Origin of the sequence: Paenibacillus cellulositrophicus (assembly GCF_009363095.1) — a bacterium.
In the GTDB taxonomy this organism is placed as follows: domain Bacteria; phylum Bacillota; class Bacilli; order Paenibacillales; family Paenibacillaceae; genus Paenibacillus_AQ; species Paenibacillus_AQ favisporus.
In genome coordinates this window covers 1,386,465-1,404,251 of the sequence record NZ_CP045295.1, presented here as the reverse complement: position 1 = coordinate 1,404,251, position 17,787 = coordinate 1,386,465, and the positions used below count along the sequence as shown (strand labels likewise).

Here is a 17,787-nt window from a genome sequence, read left to right as displayed (position 1 = left end):
TACTAACTTAACGTAATTTGACAGAGGAGTGAGTGGGATGCAGGCAAGATTGCTGCTGGAGGATGGAACACTGTTTACGGGCAGTGCTTTCGGAGCAGAAGGTGAAACGACGGGCGAAGTCGTGTTTAATACAGGGATTACGGGATATCAAGAGGTGCTGTCGGACCCGTCGTACTGCGGGCAAATCGTCACGATGACGTTCCCGCTGATCGGCAACTACGGCATTACGCGCGACGATTTTGAGTCGGTTGCGCCGTATGTGCACGGATTTGTCGTACGCCGCCATGAAACGGTGCCGAGCAACTGGCGTGCCGAGTACAGCGTGGATACGCTGCTGAAGGAATACGGGATCGTCGGCATCAGCGACATCGATACGCGCATGCTGACCCGCCTTATCCGCAGCCACGGCACGATGAAAGGGATTCTGACGACATCCGCTCAGTCCGTCGAGGAGCTGAGAGAGCGTCTTGCTGCGAGCACCCTGATGACCGATCAGGTGTCGCGCGTGTCCACGAAGCATACTTACAGCAGTCCGGGCGCTAGAGAGCGGATCGTACTTATCGACTACGGCGCCAAGAGCGGTATTTTGCGCGAACTGACTTCCCGCGGCTGCGACGTGGTGGTTGTTCCGCATGATACGACAGCCGAGGAAATCCGCCGCCTGAATCCGGACGGCATTCAGCTGTCCAACGGCCCTGGGGATCCTAAAGATGTACCGCATGCGATCCAGACGATCAAGGAACTGCTCGGCGAATATCCGATCTTCGGCATCTGCCTGGGTCACCAGCTGTTCGCCCTGGCTTGCGGCGCCGACACTGAGAAGCTGAAATTCGGCCATCGCGGCGGCAACCATCCGGTGAAGGATTTGGCGACGAACCGCTGCTATATCACATCGCAGAACCATGGCTACACGGTTAAGGATGACTCCATTGCCGGCACAGAGCTCGAGGTTACGCATATCAACAACAACGACAAGACGGTGGAAGGGCTCAAACATAAGAAATACCCGGCCTTTACCGTGCAATACCACCCGGAAGCGGCCCCTGGCCCTTACGACAACAGCTATCTGTTTGACGATTTCTTGAAAATGATTGCCGATCATAAACAGCAAAAACCTGCAAAACCGCGCCAGGCTGAACTGGCTGCAGCCGTGAAAGGAGCACGATAATATGCCTATCAATAAACAGCTTAAGAAAATCCTCGTTATCGGTTCTGGACCGATCGTCATCGGCCAGGCGGCTGAGTTCGACTATGCGGGCACGCAGGCATGCGAAGCACTGAAAGAGGAAGGCGTTGAGGTTGTCCTGATCAACAGCAACCCGGCGACCATCATGACCGACACGAACACGGCGGATAAAGTATACATCGAGCCGATCACCCTGGACTTCGTAACCCAGGTCATCCGCCAGGAGCGCCCGGACGGACTGCTGCCGACGCTCGGCGGCCAGACCGGCCTTAACATGGCGGTGGAACTGGCGAGAGCAGGCGTGCTGGAGCAGGAAAACGTTAAACTGCTGGGCACCCAGCTTCATTCGATCGAAAAAGCCGAAGACCGCGACCTGTTCCGCGAACTGATGCGCGAGCTGGAACAGCCGGTACCGGATAGCACGATCGTCACAACCCTGGAAGAAGCGCTCGACTTCGCCGAAGAGATCGGCTACCCGCTGATCGTACGTCCGGCGTACACGCTCGGCGGAACCGGCGGCGGCATCTGCGCGAATGAAGAAGAACTGCGTGAGACGGTAACTTCTGGCATCCGTTACAGCCCGATCGGCCAGTGCCTGATCGAGAAGAGCATCGCGGGTATGAAGGAAGTCGAATACGAAGTTATGCGCGATGCCAACGACAACTGCATCGTTGTATGTAACATGGAGAACTTTGATCCGGTCGGCGTACACACCGGGGACAGTATCGTCGTAGCCCCGTCCCAGACGCTCTCGGACCGTGAATACCAAATGCTGAGATCGGCGTCGCTGAAAATTATCCGCGCCTTGAACATCGAAGGCGGATGTAACGTGCAGTTCGCCCTGGATCCGCACAGCTACCAGTACTATGTCATCGAGGTTAACCCTCGCGTCAGCCGCTCTTCGGCGCTCGCTTCCAAAGCGACCGGGTACCCGATCGCCAAGATGGCGGCAAAGATCGCCCTTGGCTACACCCTGGACGAAATCGTCAACCCGGTGACTGGGCAGACATACGCTTGCTTCGAGCCGACGCTGGATTACATCGTCAGCAAAATTCCGCGCTGGCCGTTCGATAAATTCGTGCAGGCGAACCGCAAGCTGGGCACGCAAATGAAAGCGACCGGCGAAGTTATGGCTATCGGCCGCACGTTCGAGGAATCGATCCATAAAGCGATCCGCTCCCTGGAAATCGGAGTGCACCGCTTCTATCTGAAAGGTACGGAAGAGCTGAGCGAGGAAGTGCTCCGCGAGCGCCTCATCAAAGCCGACGACGAGCGGATCTTCCTGATCGCTGAAGCGTTCCGCCGCGGCTACGGCTTGCAGGAAGTTCAGGACCTGACCAAGATCGACTGGTGGTTCCTCGATAAAATCCAGGGGCTGATCGCGTTCGAAGAGCAGCTTCAGGAAGACACGCTTTCTTATGACACGCTGTACCTGGCGAAACGCCGCGGTTTCACCGACCGGGCGATTGCCGAGATCCGCAGCCAGAGCCAGGCCGGAAGCCTGACGACGGAGACGGAAGTTCGTGAGTTCCGCCTCTCGAACGGTCTGCGTCCGGTCTACAAAATGGTTGACACCTGCGCGGCTGAATTCGAAGCGACAACGCCTTACTACTACTCGACCTACGAGACGGAGAACGAAGTAACGCCGTCCAACAAGGAGAAAGTGGTCGTGCTGGGCTCCGGGCCGATCCGGATCGGCCAAGGCATCGAGTTCGACTATTCGACCGTACACGCCGTATGGGCGATTCAGAAGGCCGGATACGAAGCGGTTATCATCAACAATAACCCGGAAACAGTATCCACGGACTTCAACACGTCGGACCGCCTGTACTTCGAGCCGCTGTTCTTCGAGGACGTTATGAACGTTATCGAGCAGGAGAAGCCGATCGGCGTCATCGTGCAGTTCGGCGGCCAAACGGCCATCAACCTGGCCGGACCGCTGAGCAAAGCGGGCGTGAACATTCTCGGCACCAGCCTCGAAAGCATCGACGAGGCGGAGGACCGCAAGAAGTTCGAGGCGCTGCTCTCGAGACTGCAAATCGCCCAGCCGAAGGGCAGCACGGTTACATCGGTCGACGAAGCCGTAGACACCGCCCAATCGCTCGGCTATCCGGTGCTGGTCCGTCCATCCTACGTCCTTGGCGGGCGCGCGATGGAAATCGTCTACTCCGATGAAGAGCTGCTGAGCTATATGGAGCAGGCTGTAAAGATCAATCCGGAGCATCCGGTCCTGATCGACCGCTACATGCTGGGTAAAGAGGTGGAAGTCGACGCGATCTGCGACGGCGAAACTGTGGTCATCCCGGGCATCATGGAGCATATCGAGCGCGCGGGCGTGCACTCCGGCGACTCTATCGCGGTATATCCGCCGCAGCACCTGGAGGAGCATCTCAAGGAGAAGATCGTGTCCATCACGACGCGGATTGCGAAGGAACTGAAAACGATCGGCCTGGTCAACATCCAGTTTGTCATTTACAACGACGAAGTGTATGTCATCGAGGTAAACCCGCGCTCTTCCCGGACGGTACCGTTCCTGAGCAAAGTGACGACGATTCCGATGGCGAACCTGGCCACGCAGGCCATTCTCGGCCGCAAGCTGAAGGACGCAGGCTACAAGGAAGGCCTCTGGCCGGAAAGCGACTACGTTTCCGTCAAAGTGCCGGTGTTCTCCTTCGCGAAGCTGCGCAGAGTCGAGCCGACACTCGGACCGGAAATGAAGTCGACTGGCGAAGTTATGGGACGCGACCTGCAATACGCCAAAGCGCTGTACAAAGGCTTGATCGGCGCAGGCATGAAAATTCCGGCATCGGGTGCGATCATCGTCACCGTAGCCGACAAGGATAAGGAAGAAGCTGTGGAGCTCATGAAGGGCTACAAGCGTCTTGGTTACAAGATCTATGCAACCGAAGGTACGGCTCAAGCTTTGAACGAAGCCGGCCTCAACGTAACGACCGTGCAGAAGCTCAGCGACGGCACGCCGAACATTCTGGATCTGATCCGCAATGGTGAAGCGCAGTTCGTGTTCAACACCCTGACCAAAGGGAAAACGCCGCAGCGCGACGGATTCCGTATCCGCCGGGAAGCGGTAGAGAACGGCGTGGTCTGCATGACCTCGCTGGACACGGTCAGAGCGCTGATGAATATGCTGGATACCCTCAACTTCTCTTCGCAGGCCATGCCGGCTTTTGCGAACTGAGAAGGGGGAAATACTAGAAGTATGAATGATAAGTATACAGAAATGGCGGGCCGCTTGATCGTGGCCCTGGACTACCCGGATGCCGAAGCGGCATCCGCGCTGGTCCGCGAACTTGAAGGTATTCCCTGCTACTTGAAGGTGGGCATGCAGCTGTATTATGCTGCAGGGCCTGCTTTTGTGCGGGAATTGAAGTCAAAAGGCTACAGCGTATTTCTTGATCTGAAAATGCATGACATACCCAATACGGTAAGGGGTGGCGCAGAGAGCATCACCCGTCTTGGTGTGGACATGTTTAACGTCCATGCTGCCGGAGGTACGGCGATGATGAAAGCCGCGCTCGATGGAGCCGAATCCGCGCTTGCGGCCGATCCCGGGCTGAGCAGGCCACTCATCATTGCGGTCACCCAGCTGACCAGCACCAGCCAGGAGACGCTCAACAGCGAGATCGGCATTCAAGGCAGCGTTCAGGACGCAGTGATACACTACGCCAAGCTGACGCAGTCGGCCGGACTGGACGGCGTCGTCGCCTCGGCCCAGGAATCGGCGCTGATCCGCGAGGCTTGCGGCCAGCAATTTATCACCGTCACGCCGGGTATCCGGCCTGCGGGCTCCGCAGCAGGCGACCAGGCGCGCGTCCTGACACCGGGCGAAGCCATTCGCCAAGGCAGCCATTACATCGTCGTCGGGCGTCCGATTACGGCGGCAGAAAACCCGCGTGAAGCTGCCGAACACATTATCAAGGAGATGATCGAAGCTTGATTACCCTAGCAGAAATTCCAGCACGTATCGCATCCCATTTGCTTGAGATCGGAGCGGTGGCGCTCCGGCCGAAACAGCCGTTCACTTGGACTTCGGGCATCAAGTCGCCTATCTACTGCGATAACCGTCTGACGATGTCTTACCCTGAAATCCGCGAGCTTATCGCCGAATCGTTCGCTGCGATCATCCGGGCGCAGTATCCGGACGCGGAAGTCATTGCGGGAACGGCGACGGCCGGTATCCCTCATGCGGCGTGGGTTGCTCAGAAGCTGAATCTGCCGATGGCCTATATCCGCGACAAAGCGAAGGGGCACGGCAAGGAGAACCTGATCGAGGGCATCATCAAGCCGGGGCAGAAAGTCGTCGTCATCGAAGACTTGATCTCGACCGGCGGCAGCTCGCTCAAAGCGGCGGTAGCCGTGAAGGAAGCCGGTGCCGAGCCGCTCGCCGTGCTCGCCATCTTCAGCTATCAGCTCGATAAAGGGGTGCAAGCCTTTGCCGAAGCGGGGATTCCGCTGCAGACGTTGTCCAACTATGCAGCGCTGATGGAAGTGGCCCTGGAAAAGGGAGCCATTCAGCAGGAGGACGTCGAAGCGCTCAAAGCGTGGAGAGAAGATCCGTCATCGTTCGGAAACTAAGAAGACGACGCTTGTGTGAATTTCCTCAAATGGATTTATAAAATGATACAGCAAAGGCAGCCCAAAGGGCTGCCTTTTTAAGTTGTTTACACGGATGATCGACCTTGCTGTAACCTTAAGCTTGAGGTTTCAAATGTTTTAGTGGATGGCATTTTTCTCAAAATTGCCGCCGAGCACATCGGACACATGCTCAATGGCAATAAAGGCTTTGGGATCGATCTCCTGCACGAGCGCCTTCAGTTTGGCCAACTCAAGCCGGGTGACGACGCAATAGATGACTTGTGTATCTTCCTTCGAGTAGCCGCCTCTGGCGTACATGAAGGTCGTGCTGCGTCCCAGCCGATCCTGAATCGTTTGGGAAATTTCCTCGTATTCGTTCGAGATGATGGTGACCGACTTGGACTCGTTCAAGCCCTCGACCACGATATCCATCACTTTGGAGGCCATATAGTATGTAAATATGGAGTACATCGCGGAATCCCAACCGAAAACGAATCCGGCAACAATGAAAATGAAGACGTTCATGATCATAATGATTTGGCCGACCGGCATGCGGAGCCTTTTAGACAGCAGAATCGCGACAATTTCGGTTCCGTCGAGCGAGCCGCCGAAACGGATGACGAGTCCGACGCCAAGGCCGAGAATAAGGCCGCCGAACAGGACCGCTAATATTTTCTCATTGGTAAAAGGACTGACATGATGCAGCAGCTGCGTCGTTACAGACATGACGGCGATGCCGTAAAGGGTAGAGAAGGCGAACGTTTTTCCGATCTGCTTGTATCCCAGAAATAAAAAGGGGAGGTTGATAATAAACAGAAAAATACCGAGCGGAAAGGTCGTTACTTTGGATAAGACGATCGAAATCCCGGTGATGCCGCCATCGATGATTTCATTGGGAACCAGAAATACCTCGAGCGCAACGGCCATAAGCACGGCCCCCACCGTAATAAATACAAATTTTTTGACCAGATCCGCAAAAGACAGCTTTTTATGTGTTTTTGCCATGGACATTCCCCGCTTTCCTGAAAATTAAAATGTTAAACAACTTAGTTATCAGTATAAACGATTTTTCCGCTCAGCACAAAGCAATCTCGCTTTTTTTCGAACGTTTTCGACATTTTACTAGCCGAGATTTCTGCTGTTATGAATGAACCATCGCGTTTGCGGCAACAATAGGCATCAAAACATCTCATCTATGAAAGGAGGGTTAGCAGCAATGCGGTGGGTGTATTTCGGCAAGCTCTATCGGACGAAGTTCCAGGCAGGGTGCCTGGCGAAGAGGCTGGAGCAGGACAGCTGGATCTACGGTTATGAAGAGCCGCGGATCGTTGAAATTTTCCGTTCAAGGAGAGGCAGGTACGGTGTCCGCTTTTTGCCGTGACATGGGCAGGCCTCAGGGTGTCTTAACGCCAATTCCACAAATAAATACTTGACGCAGTGGGTACATATGCTGTATATTAATTCTTGTCGCTATTTGATATGGTTAATGACGCGGGGTGGAGCAGTCCGGTAGCTCGTCGGGCTCATAACCCGAAGGCCGCAGGTTCAAATCCTGCCCCCGCAACCAATTTAACAGCCATTATCTGTACGGTATATACTTGATCAGGGCCCTTAGCTCAGTTGGTTAGAGCGGTCGGCTCATAACCGACTGGTCGGGGGTTCGAGTCCCTCAGGGCCCACCATATAGCAATATGCAAGAAACAGCATGCCGGGGTGGCGGAATTGGCAGACGCACAGGACTTAAAATCCTGCGGTAGGTGACTACCGTACCGGTTCGAGCCCGGTCCTCGGCATACAGGTAAAACATCGAAGGAAGCCGGCTCAGTCTTTGACTGAGCCGGTTTTTTTGTGCTCATGGCAACAAAAGGAATGGGAATTAAAGGATTGCCGGTATAGGCAAAACATGTTATATTAAATTTTGTCGTCACAAAAGTGATAGACAAGCCGGGATGGCGGAATTGGCAGACGCACAGGACTTAAAATCCTGCGGTAGGTGACTACCGTACCGGTTCGAGCCCGGTTCTCGGCATTGGATTGGAACAAGTTGAACAGGGTAAGCTGGTCCGGATCGGGGCCGGCTTATTTTTTTAGCTGCCTTTCAATGCGGTCTGACTTTTATTGAATGTGCGTCGGCAGACGTTTTTCTATAAAAATAGGTTTATATATTTACGAGAGAGGAGAAATGCTTCATGATATTTAATAACGATTGGGACGAGCAGCTGAAGGAAGAAACCGAAAAGGACTATTTTCAGGAACTCCGTTATAAGCTGGCCAAGGAATACAAGCTTCACAAAGTGTACCCGCCGAAAGAGGACCTCTTTAAAGCGCTCAAGCTGACCCCATATGAGGATACCAAAGTGGTCATTTTGGGACAGGATCCTTATCATGGACCCGGACAGGCCCACGGCCTTAGCTTTTCGGTCAAACCCGGCGTGCGGATTCCGCCTTCCCTCGTGAACATTTACAAAGAGCTGCACAGCGATCTTGGCGTGCCGATTCCAAACCATGGAACGCTGGTGCATTGGGCCGAGCAAGGGGTGCTGCTGCTCAATACGGTGCTGACCGTCCGGGATGGCGAGGCCAATTCGCATAAAGGATTAGGATGGGAGCGATTTACCGATGCTGTCATTGAGAAGCTGAATGAGCGGGATAAGCCGGTCGTGTTCATTCTATGGGGAAGCCATGCCCAGAAAAAAGGAGCTTTTATCGATCGGAAAAAGCATCTGGTGATCCAGACGGTTCACCCGAGTCCGCTGTCGGTGCACCGCGGTTTTTTTGGAAGCAGGCCTTTTTCCAAAGCCAACGCGTTTTTAGCAGCCCATGGGATCAAGCCGGTCGATTGGGCGATTCCTGACATGTAACTCATTTTCATGCGAAAGGAGGCGAAAGGGCCATGAAGAACTGGATCGGCAGGCGGGTTACTATCCTGTGCAACGACAAGCTGCATTCCCGGGTCAAGGGGACGCTTCGCAAGTGGGATGAACATAACGAATGGCTCGTGCTCGGGCCGCACGACCTGAAGCTGCCGTTTGGCGAGGTTTGTACGATCCGGCTTCTTCCCGAAGGGAAAAATGCCCCTGACGCCGCGCCTCATTCGGTCGGATATATCATGAAGGACAAACGGCAGTTTGATAACGCCGTGTTGTTCGGGTCCGAGGTCATGATCTGGCGGAAGGACCGTCTGGAAGCATACAGGGCCACCCTGAGCTCGCATAATGCGGAGACGGTGACCCTGTCGGACGGCCGGACTTTTCGGAAAGCGGAGTGCACTTGCGTTGTCCGGTCATTGCGTGGCATGCTGTGAGACATTGGTCCTGCGGCATGCTTTTTTTCCTCAGTCTTTCATGTCATCTACCTTTTCCGCCAAAAACAGCCCATACCCCCGGACGATTATGATCTTGGCGATCATGTAGACGGGAATGGCCAAAATGACGCCGACGATCCCGGATACGTCTCCGCCGATCAGCAGCAGGACGATGGCCGTCATCGGATGAATGTCCAGCTGCTTGCCGTAAATAATCGGCGTCAGCAGATTATCCTGGATCTGCTGGGAGATGATGATCACGACGAGCGACCATACGGCAACGGATGGCGAATCGATAAAACCGATGATAACGACCGGAATGGCAGCGATGATCGCACCTACGTATGGAATCAGGTTCAGGACGATCGAGATCAGCGCGAGCAGGAGAGAGTACGGAAGCCCGATAATGAGGAAGCCGATGTACATCAGTACGCCCAGAATGAGATTCAGCACGACCCTGCCGACGATAAAGTTGCTGAGCGCCGTATCGATTTCCCGCAGCGCTTCTTTCCCTTCCTTCCGGTATTTCCGCGGAAGGATATGCAAAATTTTAGGGGGAAGCTTGCTGCTTTCTTTCAGCATGTAATACAGCACGATCGGAACGGTAGCAATAATGACTACGACATTGGATACGACGGATATAAAATTGGAGATCGAATCCGTTACGGCCATAATTAGACCGTTGAGATATTCACTCACGCGGGCATAAATTTCCGACTCGCTTGGCAGCGCCTTGGCGAAAAAGCTGTTTTTCTGAAGAGCCTCAAACTGCTTCTGCAAATCTTCCACGAAATAAGGCGCGTTTTCGGCAAAAGTGATCACCTGCTCGCGCAGCGTTGGCCATACCAGCACCGAAAACAGGGCGATCAGACCAACGAACACGAGGTAGATCGACAAAATCGAAAGCGACCTTTTCCAGTGGTGCTTTTCCAAGTAATTCACGATGGGCCTCAGCAAGTAATACATGAAACCGGCCAGCATCACCGGAACCAGCAGCAGCTTGAACAACAGCACGATCGGATTGAAAATAAACTTTACTTTGGCACCCAAATAAATAATTAAAAGCGCAGCGATGATACCCAGACATGTACGAAAATATTTGCTCTGCAGCAATCAAATCCCCCCAGCCTTCATGGACCAGCCTATGTAACGGTCTGTTTCCTCTTTTACAACCCATTAACCAAATGTCACAAGGATGATTCAGGGAGCTCCTGCCATTGCTCCGGAAGGGTAACCGTTTGAGGCAATCCGGGTATTCGTACAGTCAAACCGCAGGTGAACTACATAATATAGGTTGACCCCATGAAAAAGGAGGTTCAAACCTATGAGCGGAGTCGTAGGCGGCGTTGGTTATCCAGGCGGAGTTTTCAAATCGACGGGAGCGATCTTGGTCCTTTTCATCCTCTTGGTCATTATTCTGAGTTCGTGTTTTTGTTAAGTCGGAACACAGGAGCATCCTGGCGGATCATCATGCCGGGATGTTTTTTTATGGCCGCGATAGTTTACCTAATTACATACAGTCATTTAACCTGGGAGGGATTGAGGATGAATCAACTCGTGATCGCATTGTTCCGGACGAGACAGGATACGGCGCTGGCGGTCAGCGCGCTTTGGGAGCGTCATTTTGACAAAAAGGACGTGTCGCTGCTTGCCCTTGACAAGAGACAGCTATCTATCATATGCCGGGATACCGGCTTGAAAGAACCCGTGTCCAGGCATGGTACCAGCGGGTTGTTCGGCGAAATCCGGGATTTAACCTCCAGCCTGACGCTGCGGGATCAAGTCACCTGGGCATCGGGACCGGCAGCGGCCAAACTTGGGGGGGCGGAAGTCGGAGGGAAGAACGATGGTTTGATTGTCAGTCTGGTGGGGATTGGCGTCCCCGAAGGGGATGCAGAAAACTATGAGAAGCTGCTGATTCAGGGGCATTTTATGGTCATTGTGGAGTGCAGTAAGGAGCGAAGCATCGAGGCGCAGCATGTTCTTGAGGCCCATCGTTGCGTCGAGACGAGAAAAGAAAAGCGTGTATCGACATAAAAAAAGGCGATCGAGTACCGATCCCCTTCCGGTCAATAAATGATTCTCCGGCTTAAGTTAACGGCCGTTCCGTATTTTTTGCTGAGGATCTTGGCCTCTTCGGTGACATAGGCGAGGATATGCTGCAGCCGCTGGGTGGCCGGCCGGATGGTTTCTTTGACTTCTCCGTGGACGATGACGTCAAATACGATCATGAACGAATACCTCCTTATATGCGGGATAAATCCATGATAAAATACAACCATCAGAGAGGAATCAATTTGGATGGAGCGGTTTGTAAACTCTACGGTTAATACTCGCATTACATAAGACGGGTACGATAAGTTGGTAAGGTTTGCGAGAATACCAGTCGGGAGGTTGAGAGAAGTTGGATTCGATTATTAATTTTGCCCACCGGGGCGCATCTGCGGTATGTCCGGAAAATACGATGGCCGCCTTTGCCCGCAGTTTGGAGCTTGGTGCCACGGGGATTGAAACCGATGTTCAGTTAACCCGGGACGGCCGGCTTGTCCTGATTCACGACGAAACGTTGTCGCGGACGACAAACGGGAGCGGGTGGGTCAAAGACCATGACCTGGAAGAGCTGAGGAAGCTGGACGCCGGCAGCTGGTTCCATCCCGATTTTGCGGAGGAGCGCCTTCCGCTGCTGGAAGAGCTGCTGGAGCTGGTTCAGGACACCGGGACCGTCGTCAACATCGAGTTGAAAAATACCAAGGTACCTTATGAAGGGCTTGAGGAAAAGGTCATCGACATGGTAAGAAGCTATAACCTGAGCGAGCGGATCGTCATCTCAAGCTTCAATCACTATTCCCTGCGGCTCTGCAAGCAGCTCGCGCCTGAAATCCGTACCGGCATTTTGTACATGGAGGGACTGTATGAGCCGTGGGAATATGCCCGCAGCGTTGAAGCCGACGCCCTGCACGCCTACCATTTTGCGGTGCTGCCTGAATTTGTGGCGGGAGCAAAGGCGGCCGGTAAGGTATACCACCCATGGACGGTCAACGAAGAAGAGGAAATGCAGCGTCTTATCGACGCAGGGGCAGCGGGGATCATCACCGACTACCCGGATAAGCTGGCAGCGCTGCTGAGCGCTTCGGTGCGCTCCTAAACAACGATAACCCGATGCCACGGCGGCATCGGGTTATTTTGTGCCCGTAAACGTCTCCAGAACAGTGAGGGAACGCGTCACCCTTGATGATCCGCTGAATCCCCGTTCGACGGATGTTTACCTTTTTTTAATTCCCGCGCCCCTTCTTCCAGCACGTCTTCAATCATGTCCGTGGATGAGGGCGTTTCGTGATCGGGATCCGGAATGGGGTCGACCCCGGGGAAACGATCCTCTTCATTCGGTTTATTCATCGCCACACGTCCTTCCAATAGAATCGTTAGTACATCCATAGTGTGTTCCTTATATGTAAGGATAAACCGTTCCAAGCGCCGCTGAACCACATTTTCCTGCACCTTACGAGCCGAAAGGTTAATCGTTATATAAAAAAATAAAGCCGCCCAGGCAGGGCAGCGAATATTAACGAATATGAATGAGGCGTGACAGATGGCCGACTTCATCCAGCGGAATCCACATGGAGCCATACACCGTCCGCATCTTTAAAGTGCCCGGATCATCGGATTTCTCGGGGATGCCGGTGATGGATTCACCATCCAAATTTTGAACGAATAATTGATGGCCTCGGCGGATCGCCATTTCAATTTCCTTTTCCATGAGACTATTCTCCCGTATCCACATACTGGTAAGACTTTTGTATCAATAACTATCTTTATCATAAGATAATTTTCGTCTGTTGGATAGAGAACGGATGTTTGATCGGTGGGGATATGGACCTAAAATATGAATTTAATTTGAACGGATGTGCTGAAAAATAAAAAAACCCTCCGTCTGGAGGGGCAGAAAAGAAAGCCGAGCAGCTAAATCCGGATGTCTAGACGGTTTCCCAAATGGGGTACAGCGCTGCTATCCAGCATTTTGACCAGGGATTGACCGTCTTGCGAGGCTTGATCCTTAGCGATTTTAAGCACCTGAATGCTCACATTTTGAGCCAGCCGGGACTGGCTCATGGCCATCGATAAAGCAGGGATATCCATCATAAGCCTCCTCTATGTAAAATGGGTAACATCTATGTTATCGGATTTTCGGTGTGATTTATAAAATAGATGCCGCCCGGGAACCAAGTTCCCGGGCGTGCGATCAGGGAGGTGTCATGCTGATTTCATCCGAAAAATCCGGAATTAATACATTTCTCCACCGAAGTGATGATCGCGACAGTGGCATCTTTTATGGTGGCGTTTTTTGAAGTGGTGGTGCTGTTTGTGAATCTTATGGCAGGAAACATGCTTTTCTTTGTGGACCTTTTTGATTACAGGTTCCCAGTCGACTTTGACGAATATCGTTTTCTTGATTTCTTTTTTGAGGATGACTGGTTTTGGTCTGCGGACATGACAGTGACGACGGTGATCATGTTCGTGGAAAAAGAATTTACCCATTTGGTTACCCCACCTTTGTTGGAAAATGTGAAACCTGAGATATCGTATGTAACGGTTTCCTTCGCAAACACGGCGGAGGTCCCTTTGAGAACAAAATAGATGATTATCTTAACGGGACAAGGCCAAAACTTATGCAGCTAAGTGTGAAAATAACAAAAAACCCTTGAAGCCTTAAGCTTCAAGGGTTTCTATAGATGATCTGCAGTGGGCTCGAACCACTGACCCCCACCCTGTCAAGATGGTGCTCTCCCAGCTGAGCTAGCAGATCGTACAAGTCAGATACATTTAATATAATAACAGCGCCGAAGTTAGCTGTCAATCATTTTATTTTGCTCACGGTGAATGGCATGCACAATTTGTTTGCCGCTCATGATTAGAAGCTATCCAAACGGGCGAAAACTAAAGTATATTTCGAAACAGAAGGAGTGGCACGGTATGCCGAACAAAGGCGGGCTGCTCGCTGCAGGGATGTGCCTGCTGCTTGCCGGATGCTCCCCCGCGGGTGAGTTTTCGGATGCGCAGGAGCCGATCAAGCCCGGTTCAACAATGGCCGACTCACCGATTATGCTGGACGTTTACGGCAAATCGGTCAGCGAGGATGTGTATTCCAAGGGCCCTATTACGCCGCCCTGATTCCCCGTGACAAGACATAGGGCCCGTGCTCCAACTGCACCGGCCCTTGTTTTATTTTAGATATAAGAAAGTATTTGCATCGGAGATTCGGTTTCCTTATATCGTAAGAAAAACTTCCGCAAAACGCGGTCTATCTTCCGTGAGTGTTCGTCGATAAACGTTTTTCTTATTCCTCATCCCATTTGCGTGAATACCCTTTTTGGATGACATAAATGAATGAATAGATCAAGATGGCTGATAAAATGACGATCAGCGCAATGGTCATGCCCATAACGATCCATGGTCTCCCTTCCATAGAGCTCTCATGAGTCAACTATACAGGAAAATCATTTTTTTGTATAATGATTCAGCCGTGTTTTTTTATATTGATTGCATGAAAGAGAGGGTAACCGATGCCTGCAGAAATAGTATACGTGACGACCCCCGAGCAGCTGGAACATGCGCTGGACATCCGCCAGGAGGTGTTCGTCAAGGAACAAAACGTGCCCGCCGACCTGGAGATCGACGAATACGATGTGATCAGCGAAAATGTTCATCATATCCTCCTTCAGGACAAGGATCAGTATGTGGCCACCGGCCGGATCATTTATTATAACAGCGATACCGCCAAGATGCAGCGAATCGCGGTTCGCCGCGAGTTCCGCACCCACGGGTTCGGCCGCATTTTGCTGATGGCGATGGAAGAGCGGGCGAAGGAACTGGGGCTGGCCTATTCCATCCTGGACGCTCAGTGCCAAGCTGAACAGTTCTATGCAAAACAAGGCTACGAGGTCATTTCCAAGGAGCCATTCGATGACGCGGGCATTCCGCATGTCCGTATGAAGAAAACACTGTAGGCTTCATTTCTTCGCATAAATCCATGTTCTCAGGGAACGATATTCATATGTCACCTTGATATATCATGACAACTTAAGGAGTGGATATCGATGGGAAACCCGGGAAGAGAACAATTTATCGCAGTACAGAAGAACGGTGACGGCGACTTGACGGCCTTTCAAACGTCGTCGGGCCGGGTGCTCGATTACGAGCAGGCGCTGCAGGAAGTAAAGGCGGGCGCCATTGCCGGAGTAAACGTCTTTAAAGGCCGTGACGGCGAGATGTACATCCGCGGGGACGCCGACGGCGATCCGTCGAATAATCTCGATAACCTGCCTACCTTTGAATAAAAGACGAGCGTCATGCTTCCAAAAATAACAGCCGGCTGCAGAGAAGGTTCATCTTTCTGCAGCCGGCTGTGTTTTTTCACCCGTAATCCACATCGACCTGCAAGGGTTACAGCGTATATACGTGCCCTTGCTCAAGGAAAGTCATTTCTCCGGTTTTTCCTACAAACTCGTCTTTATTATCCGCATAATGCATCAATCGGATCATACGCTGAACCGGCGCTGGAAGCGATAGCAGCTCACTAAGCGTCGTATGCACCTCGCCCGGTCCTTCCAGCTGGACCTCATGCAGGATCGTATCACAGCCGCGTTCCCGTACGAGCTTGTCCAGCAGCCCGGGGTCGAAGGTCATGTCCGCGCTGTAGAAGATCCGGCCGTTAATATAGAGGGAAAAGCTGTCTTTGCCCGGAATGTGGCGGTTCGGGATGAGCTCCAGCTCGATTTGCTCCGACAGGCGGCAGGGAACCCCCGGCTGAAGCGTATGTACGTCGAAGGCGTCCTCGAGGCAGGTGATTTCGCCGGGCTGGGACAGACCGCCCTTCAGGGTGTGCTCCCACAGCACATCACGCAAAGCTTCCGCGATATAAAGCTTCATTTTGCGACGATACGCATATTTCATCTGGAAGGCAAGCTCCTCCAGGCCGCCGACATGATCGCCATGAATATGGGTGATCAGCACGGCATCCAAGTCATTGAACGTTTTGCCCAGTTGGTGAAGGGCGAGGGGTGCCGTAATTCCGCAATCGATCAGCAAAGTGAACGACCCGTCCCCGAGCAGGGCATTATTGTTGAAATACTTTTTGGCAAAAGCGCTGCCTGTCCCCAGCATCTGAAGCTGCAAGCTCATCGGTTGATCCTCCTGTGAATGAGCGGCATGCCGAGCATGCCGTTCGTATTTTTTTCTTTCATTATACACCACAGTTCCCAATTTCCATCTACCCCCATAATATGCTGTAAACGCGCGAAATGGGGTTTTGTCATGGCGAAGGGAAAAAGCAAAAAACCAGCACAAGCCAAAGGGGAAAAGGTCATCCGAGGCATGAGGCTCGTGACCTCCGACGTATGCGAGGCCTGTAAAACGCCCTGTGCCCGGGGAATGGCGTACGCGGCACGGATGAGAGTTCCGGGTGCGGTCGGCAAAGGGGTGCCCTGTATTTTAACCAAGAAATAAGGAGAGAAATAGGATCTGAACCAAAAATTTGGAGCTATAGTCCCACAAGGTGGGGCTTTTTTTGTATTTCTGGAACAAAATTCCTTCACTTTTGAGAAAAAATGTGAGTTTTGTCCGTATGGACAGCGCAACTTGCGTTTGTACTTTTCGTATATACATACAACATCACGATGGAAATGGAGGGAAATGAACAAGATGAATTGGAAGAAAGTTATGGTATGCGTATTCGCCTTTTCCCTGATGGGGGGTTCTGTGTTTGCGGATTCGATCACCCAGAAAGTCAGGGTGTGGATGAACGGCAAGGAAATCCAGGACGGCGGTTATATCATCGACGGCAAAACCTATGTCCCGATTCGGGAGTTTGACGGGGTCGTAAAGTTTAATTCAGATACGAACAAGGTTGAATTCATTAAGCCTAACGTACATATATTTCTGTTTAATGGAGATACCGTCTTCGGTAACGTCAATAAAGGGAAGCTCAAGTTTAACGTATTCTGCCAGGTGGACAGCTTATCGGACGATGTGGCGAGCGTAAAGGTGGCTATTACGGATCCTTCGGGAAAGGTCAAAGATATCCAGTCTCAGGACGTGAGCGGCAGCCAGAAGGATAATTTCTGGTTCCGGACTTACGATTTCACGTATGATTTCAGCAGCGCGGGCAAATATAAAGTGGGGTTCTACATTAAAGCCACCAAGACCAGCGATTACGTCCTCGTATCGCAAAAAGTGATCACTGCGCTGAACTGACAACCCCCGAGGAGGATAAATTGACCAGATCATGCGGACGTGATACGATACGGTGGTATGATCCATTCCAACCATAAGTGAGGTTTTTGTTAAAATGAGCGATTACAAGCATGAACACGGCGAAGCCTGCAATCATGATCATGACCATGATCACGAGCATGAGGAATTTGTTCTGACGCTGACAGATGAGAACGGCAAAGACGTGGAAATGGTTCTTGTCGAAACATTCGATGTAGGCGAGAACGTTTATGCACTGCTGCTGGAACGTGAGAATCCTGAAGCGGACGGCATCATCCTTCGCGTCGAGGAAGAGGACGAGGAAATGATGCTTTACAATATTGAAGACGAAGAAGAATGGAACAAAGTGGAAGCCGCTTATAACGAGCTGGTTGCCCAGTTGGACCAGGAGTAATCCATTTCGCCACAAGCCCTACACCAAGAAACCCCCGAACCG

The 17,787-nt window shown here is 52.2% G+C and carries 24 protein-coding genes and 5 tRNA genes; 20 read left to right on the top strand and 9 right to left on the bottom strand.

Going from position 1 to position 17,787, the window contains the following annotated elements:
• Nucleotides 1-37 precede the first annotated feature (37 nt).
• From GCU45_RS06455 to pyrE, 4 genes are read left to right on the top strand one after another with little or no spacing between them, the layout of a single operon-like run.
• The gene (locus GCU45_RS06455; RefSeq protein WP_152398407.1) at nt 38-1,168 is read left to right on the top strand and encodes a carbamoyl phosphate synthase small subunit; all 1,131 of its coding nucleotides are present in this window, start codon (nt 38-40) and stop codon (nt 1,166-1,168) included.
• Nucleotide 1,169: 1 nt separating this feature from the next.
• Nucleotides 1,170-4,382: a carbamoyl-phosphate synthase large subunit gene (carB, locus tag GCU45_RS06450; protein ID WP_152398406.1), complete on the top strand. Its 3,213-nt coding sequence runs from the start codon at nt 1,170-1,172 to the stop codon at nt 4,380-4,382.
• 21 nt (nt 4,383-4,403) lie between these two features.
• On the top strand, nt 4,404-5,141 hold the full coding sequence (pyrF, locus tag GCU45_RS06445; RefSeq protein ID WP_152398405.1) for an orotidine-5'-phosphate decarboxylase: 738 nt from the start codon (nt 4,404-4,406) through the stop codon (nt 5,139-5,141).
• A complete protein-coding gene (pyrE, locus tag GCU45_RS06440; protein ID WP_152398404.1) occupies nt 5,138-5,779 on the top strand; it encodes an orotate phosphoribosyltransferase in 642 nt (213 codons plus the stop codon). The genes pyrF and pyrE overlap by 4 nt, the downstream gene beginning before the upstream one ends.
• A gap of 138 nt (nt 5,780-5,917) precedes the next feature.
• On the opposite strand, the gene GCU45_RS06435 is transcribed toward pyrE, so the two are convergent.
• A complete protein-coding gene (locus tag GCU45_RS06435; protein ID WP_105444721.1) occupies nt 5,918-6,784 on the bottom strand; it encodes a YitT family protein in 867 nt (288 codons plus the stop codon).
• A gap of 211 nt (nt 6,785-6,995) precedes the next feature.
• Between GCU45_RS06435 and GCU45_RS33725 the strand changes: the two genes are divergently transcribed.
• The 7 genes from GCU45_RS33725 (at nt 6,996) to GCU45_RS06405 (ending at nt 9,083) form a co-directional block, all read left to right on the top strand.
• The gene (locus tag GCU45_RS33725) at nt 6,996-7,160 is read left to right on the top strand and encodes a hypothetical protein (RefSeq protein ID WP_167527089.1); all 165 of its coding nucleotides are present in this window, start codon (nt 6,996-6,998) and stop codon (nt 7,158-7,160) included.
• Nucleotides 7,161-7,269: 109 nt separating this feature from the next.
• Nucleotides 7,270-7,346, top strand: a tRNA-Met gene (locus GCU45_RS06430).
• A gap of 38 nt (nt 7,347-7,384) precedes the next feature.
• Nucleotides 7,385-7,461, top strand: a tRNA-Ile gene (locus GCU45_RS06425).
• Nucleotides 7,462-7,486: 25 nt separating this feature from the next.
• Nucleotides 7,487-7,572 (top strand) — tRNA-Leu (locus tag GCU45_RS06420).
• Nucleotides 7,573-7,722: 150 nt separating this feature from the next.
• Nucleotides 7,723-7,808 (top strand) — tRNA-Leu (locus tag GCU45_RS06415).
• A 163-nt stretch (nt 7,809-7,971) separates the two neighbouring features.
• A complete protein-coding gene (locus tag GCU45_RS06410; RefSeq protein WP_152402850.1) occupies nt 7,972-8,640 on the top strand; it encodes a uracil-DNA glycosylase in 669 nt (222 codons plus the stop codon).
• Between the two features lie 32 nt (nt 8,641-8,672).
• On the top strand, nt 8,673-9,083 hold the full coding sequence (locus tag GCU45_RS06405; protein ID WP_076169879.1) for a hypothetical protein: 411 nt from the start codon (nt 8,673-8,675) through the stop codon (nt 9,081-9,083).
• A 30-nt stretch (nt 9,084-9,113) separates the two neighbouring features.
• Here GCU45_RS06405 and GCU45_RS06400 read toward each other — a convergent pair whose 3' ends face one another.
• Nucleotides 9,114-10,196 carry an AI-2E family transporter gene (locus GCU45_RS06400; protein WP_152398403.1) on the bottom strand — a complete coding sequence of 361 codons (1,083 nt, stop codon included), beginning with the start codon at nt 10,194-10,196 and terminating at the stop codon, nt 9,114-9,116.
• 211 nt (nt 10,197-10,407) lie between these two features.
• Here GCU45_RS06400 and GCU45_RS34155 point away from each other — a divergent pair, with 211 nt between their 5' ends.
• Together GCU45_RS34155 and GCU45_RS06390 are read left to right on the top strand one after the other, a co-directional pair.
• Complete coding sequence (locus GCU45_RS34155) at nt 10,408-10,521, top strand: sporulation protein YjcZ (protein ID WP_084203873.1); 114 nt, start codon at nt 10,408-10,410, stop codon at nt 10,519-10,521.
• A 107-nt stretch (nt 10,522-10,628) separates the two neighbouring features.
• A complete protein-coding gene (locus GCU45_RS06390) occupies nt 10,629-11,120 on the top strand; it encodes a hypothetical protein (protein WP_152398402.1) in 492 nt (163 codons plus the stop codon).
• A 32-nt stretch (nt 11,121-11,152) separates the two neighbouring features.
• On the opposite strand, the gene GCU45_RS06385 is transcribed toward GCU45_RS06390, so the two are convergent.
• The gene (locus tag GCU45_RS06385) at nt 11,153-11,314 is read right to left on the bottom strand and encodes a mechanosensitive ion channel protein MscL (protein ID WP_076169882.1); all 162 of its coding nucleotides are present in this window, start codon (nt 11,312-11,314) and stop codon (nt 11,153-11,155) included.
• A 173-nt stretch (nt 11,315-11,487) separates the two neighbouring features.
• On the opposite strand from GCU45_RS06385, the gene GCU45_RS06380 reads away from it, so the two are divergent.
• Nucleotides 11,488-12,228 (top strand): glycerophosphodiester phosphodiesterase, encoded by a 741-nt coding sequence (locus tag GCU45_RS06380; RefSeq protein ID WP_152398401.1) that lies wholly within the window; start codon nt 11,488-11,490, stop codon nt 12,226-12,228.
• 77 nt (nt 12,229-12,305) lie between these two features.
• Here the strand turns inward: GCU45_RS06380 and GCU45_RS33720 are convergent, their stop codons facing one another.
• The 3 genes from GCU45_RS33720 to GCU45_RS06370 form a co-directional block, all read right to left on the bottom strand.
• Entirely contained in the window at nt 12,306-12,479 is a 174-nt protein-coding gene (locus GCU45_RS33720) for a hypothetical protein (RefSeq protein ID WP_167527088.1), read from the bottom strand.
• A gap of 166 nt (nt 12,480-12,645) precedes the next feature.
• Entirely contained in the window at nt 12,646-12,840 is a 195-nt protein-coding gene (locus tag GCU45_RS06375; RefSeq protein ID WP_089548166.1) for a hypothetical protein, read from the bottom strand.
• A 203-nt stretch (nt 12,841-13,043) separates the two neighbouring features.
• Entirely contained in the window at nt 13,044-13,223 is a 180-nt protein-coding gene (locus GCU45_RS06370) for a YjfB family protein (RefSeq protein ID WP_234489327.1), read from the bottom strand.
• A gap of 165 nt (nt 13,224-13,388) precedes the next feature.
• Between GCU45_RS06370 and GCU45_RS06365 the strand changes: the two genes are divergently transcribed.
• Nucleotides 13,389-13,718 (top strand): hypothetical protein, encoded by a 330-nt coding sequence (locus tag GCU45_RS06365; protein WP_152398400.1) that lies wholly within the window; start codon nt 13,389-13,391, stop codon nt 13,716-13,718.
• A gap of 96 nt (nt 13,719-13,814) precedes the next feature.
• Here the strand turns inward: GCU45_RS06365 and GCU45_RS06360 are convergent.
• Nucleotides 13,815-13,887 (bottom strand) — tRNA-Val (locus GCU45_RS06360).
• 167 nt (nt 13,888-14,054) lie between these two features.
• Here GCU45_RS06360 and GCU45_RS06355 point away from each other — a divergent pair.
• Nucleotides 14,055-14,252 (top strand): hypothetical protein, encoded by a 198-nt coding sequence (locus tag GCU45_RS06355; protein ID WP_076169887.1) that lies wholly within the window; start codon nt 14,055-14,057, stop codon nt 14,250-14,252.
• A gap of 166 nt (nt 14,253-14,418) precedes the next feature.
• On the opposite strand, the gene GCU45_RS34365 is transcribed toward GCU45_RS06355, so the two are convergent.
• Nucleotides 14,419-14,547 carry a hypothetical protein gene (locus tag GCU45_RS34365; protein WP_256992896.1) on the bottom strand — a complete coding sequence of 43 codons (129 nt, stop codon included), beginning with the start codon at nt 14,545-14,547 and terminating at the stop codon, nt 14,419-14,421.
• A 97-nt stretch (nt 14,548-14,644) separates the two neighbouring features.
• On the opposite strand from GCU45_RS34365, the gene GCU45_RS06350 reads away from it, so the two are divergent.
• Together GCU45_RS06350 and GCU45_RS06345 are read left to right on the top strand one after the other, a co-directional pair.
• A complete protein-coding gene (locus GCU45_RS06350) occupies nt 14,645-15,088 on the top strand; it encodes a GNAT family N-acetyltransferase (RefSeq protein WP_152398399.1) in 444 nt (147 codons plus the stop codon).
• A gap of 90 nt (nt 15,089-15,178) precedes the next feature.
• Entirely contained in the window at nt 15,179-15,418 is a 240-nt protein-coding gene (locus GCU45_RS06345; protein ID WP_076169889.1) for a DUF3892 domain-containing protein, read from the top strand.
• Between the two features lie 106 nt (nt 15,419-15,524).
• On the opposite strand, the gene GCU45_RS06340 is transcribed toward GCU45_RS06345, so the two are convergent.
• The gene (locus GCU45_RS06340) at nt 15,525-16,262 is read right to left on the bottom strand and encodes an MBL fold metallo-hydrolase (protein ID WP_152398398.1); all 738 of its coding nucleotides are present in this window, start codon (nt 16,260-16,262) and stop codon (nt 15,525-15,527) included.
• 519 nt (nt 16,263-16,781) lie between these two features.
• Here GCU45_RS06340 and GCU45_RS06330 point away from each other — a divergent pair.
• Nucleotides 16,782-17,333 carry a copper amine oxidase gene (locus GCU45_RS06330; RefSeq protein ID WP_089548164.1) on the top strand — a complete coding sequence of 184 codons (552 nt, stop codon included), beginning with the start codon at nt 16,782-16,784 and terminating at the stop codon, nt 17,331-17,333.
• A 94-nt stretch (nt 17,334-17,427) separates the two neighbouring features.
• Nucleotides 17,428-17,745 (top strand): DUF1292 domain-containing protein, encoded by a 318-nt coding sequence (locus GCU45_RS06325; RefSeq protein ID WP_152398397.1) that lies wholly within the window; start codon nt 17,428-17,430, stop codon nt 17,743-17,745.
• Nucleotides 17,746-17,787 lie beyond the last annotated feature (42 nt).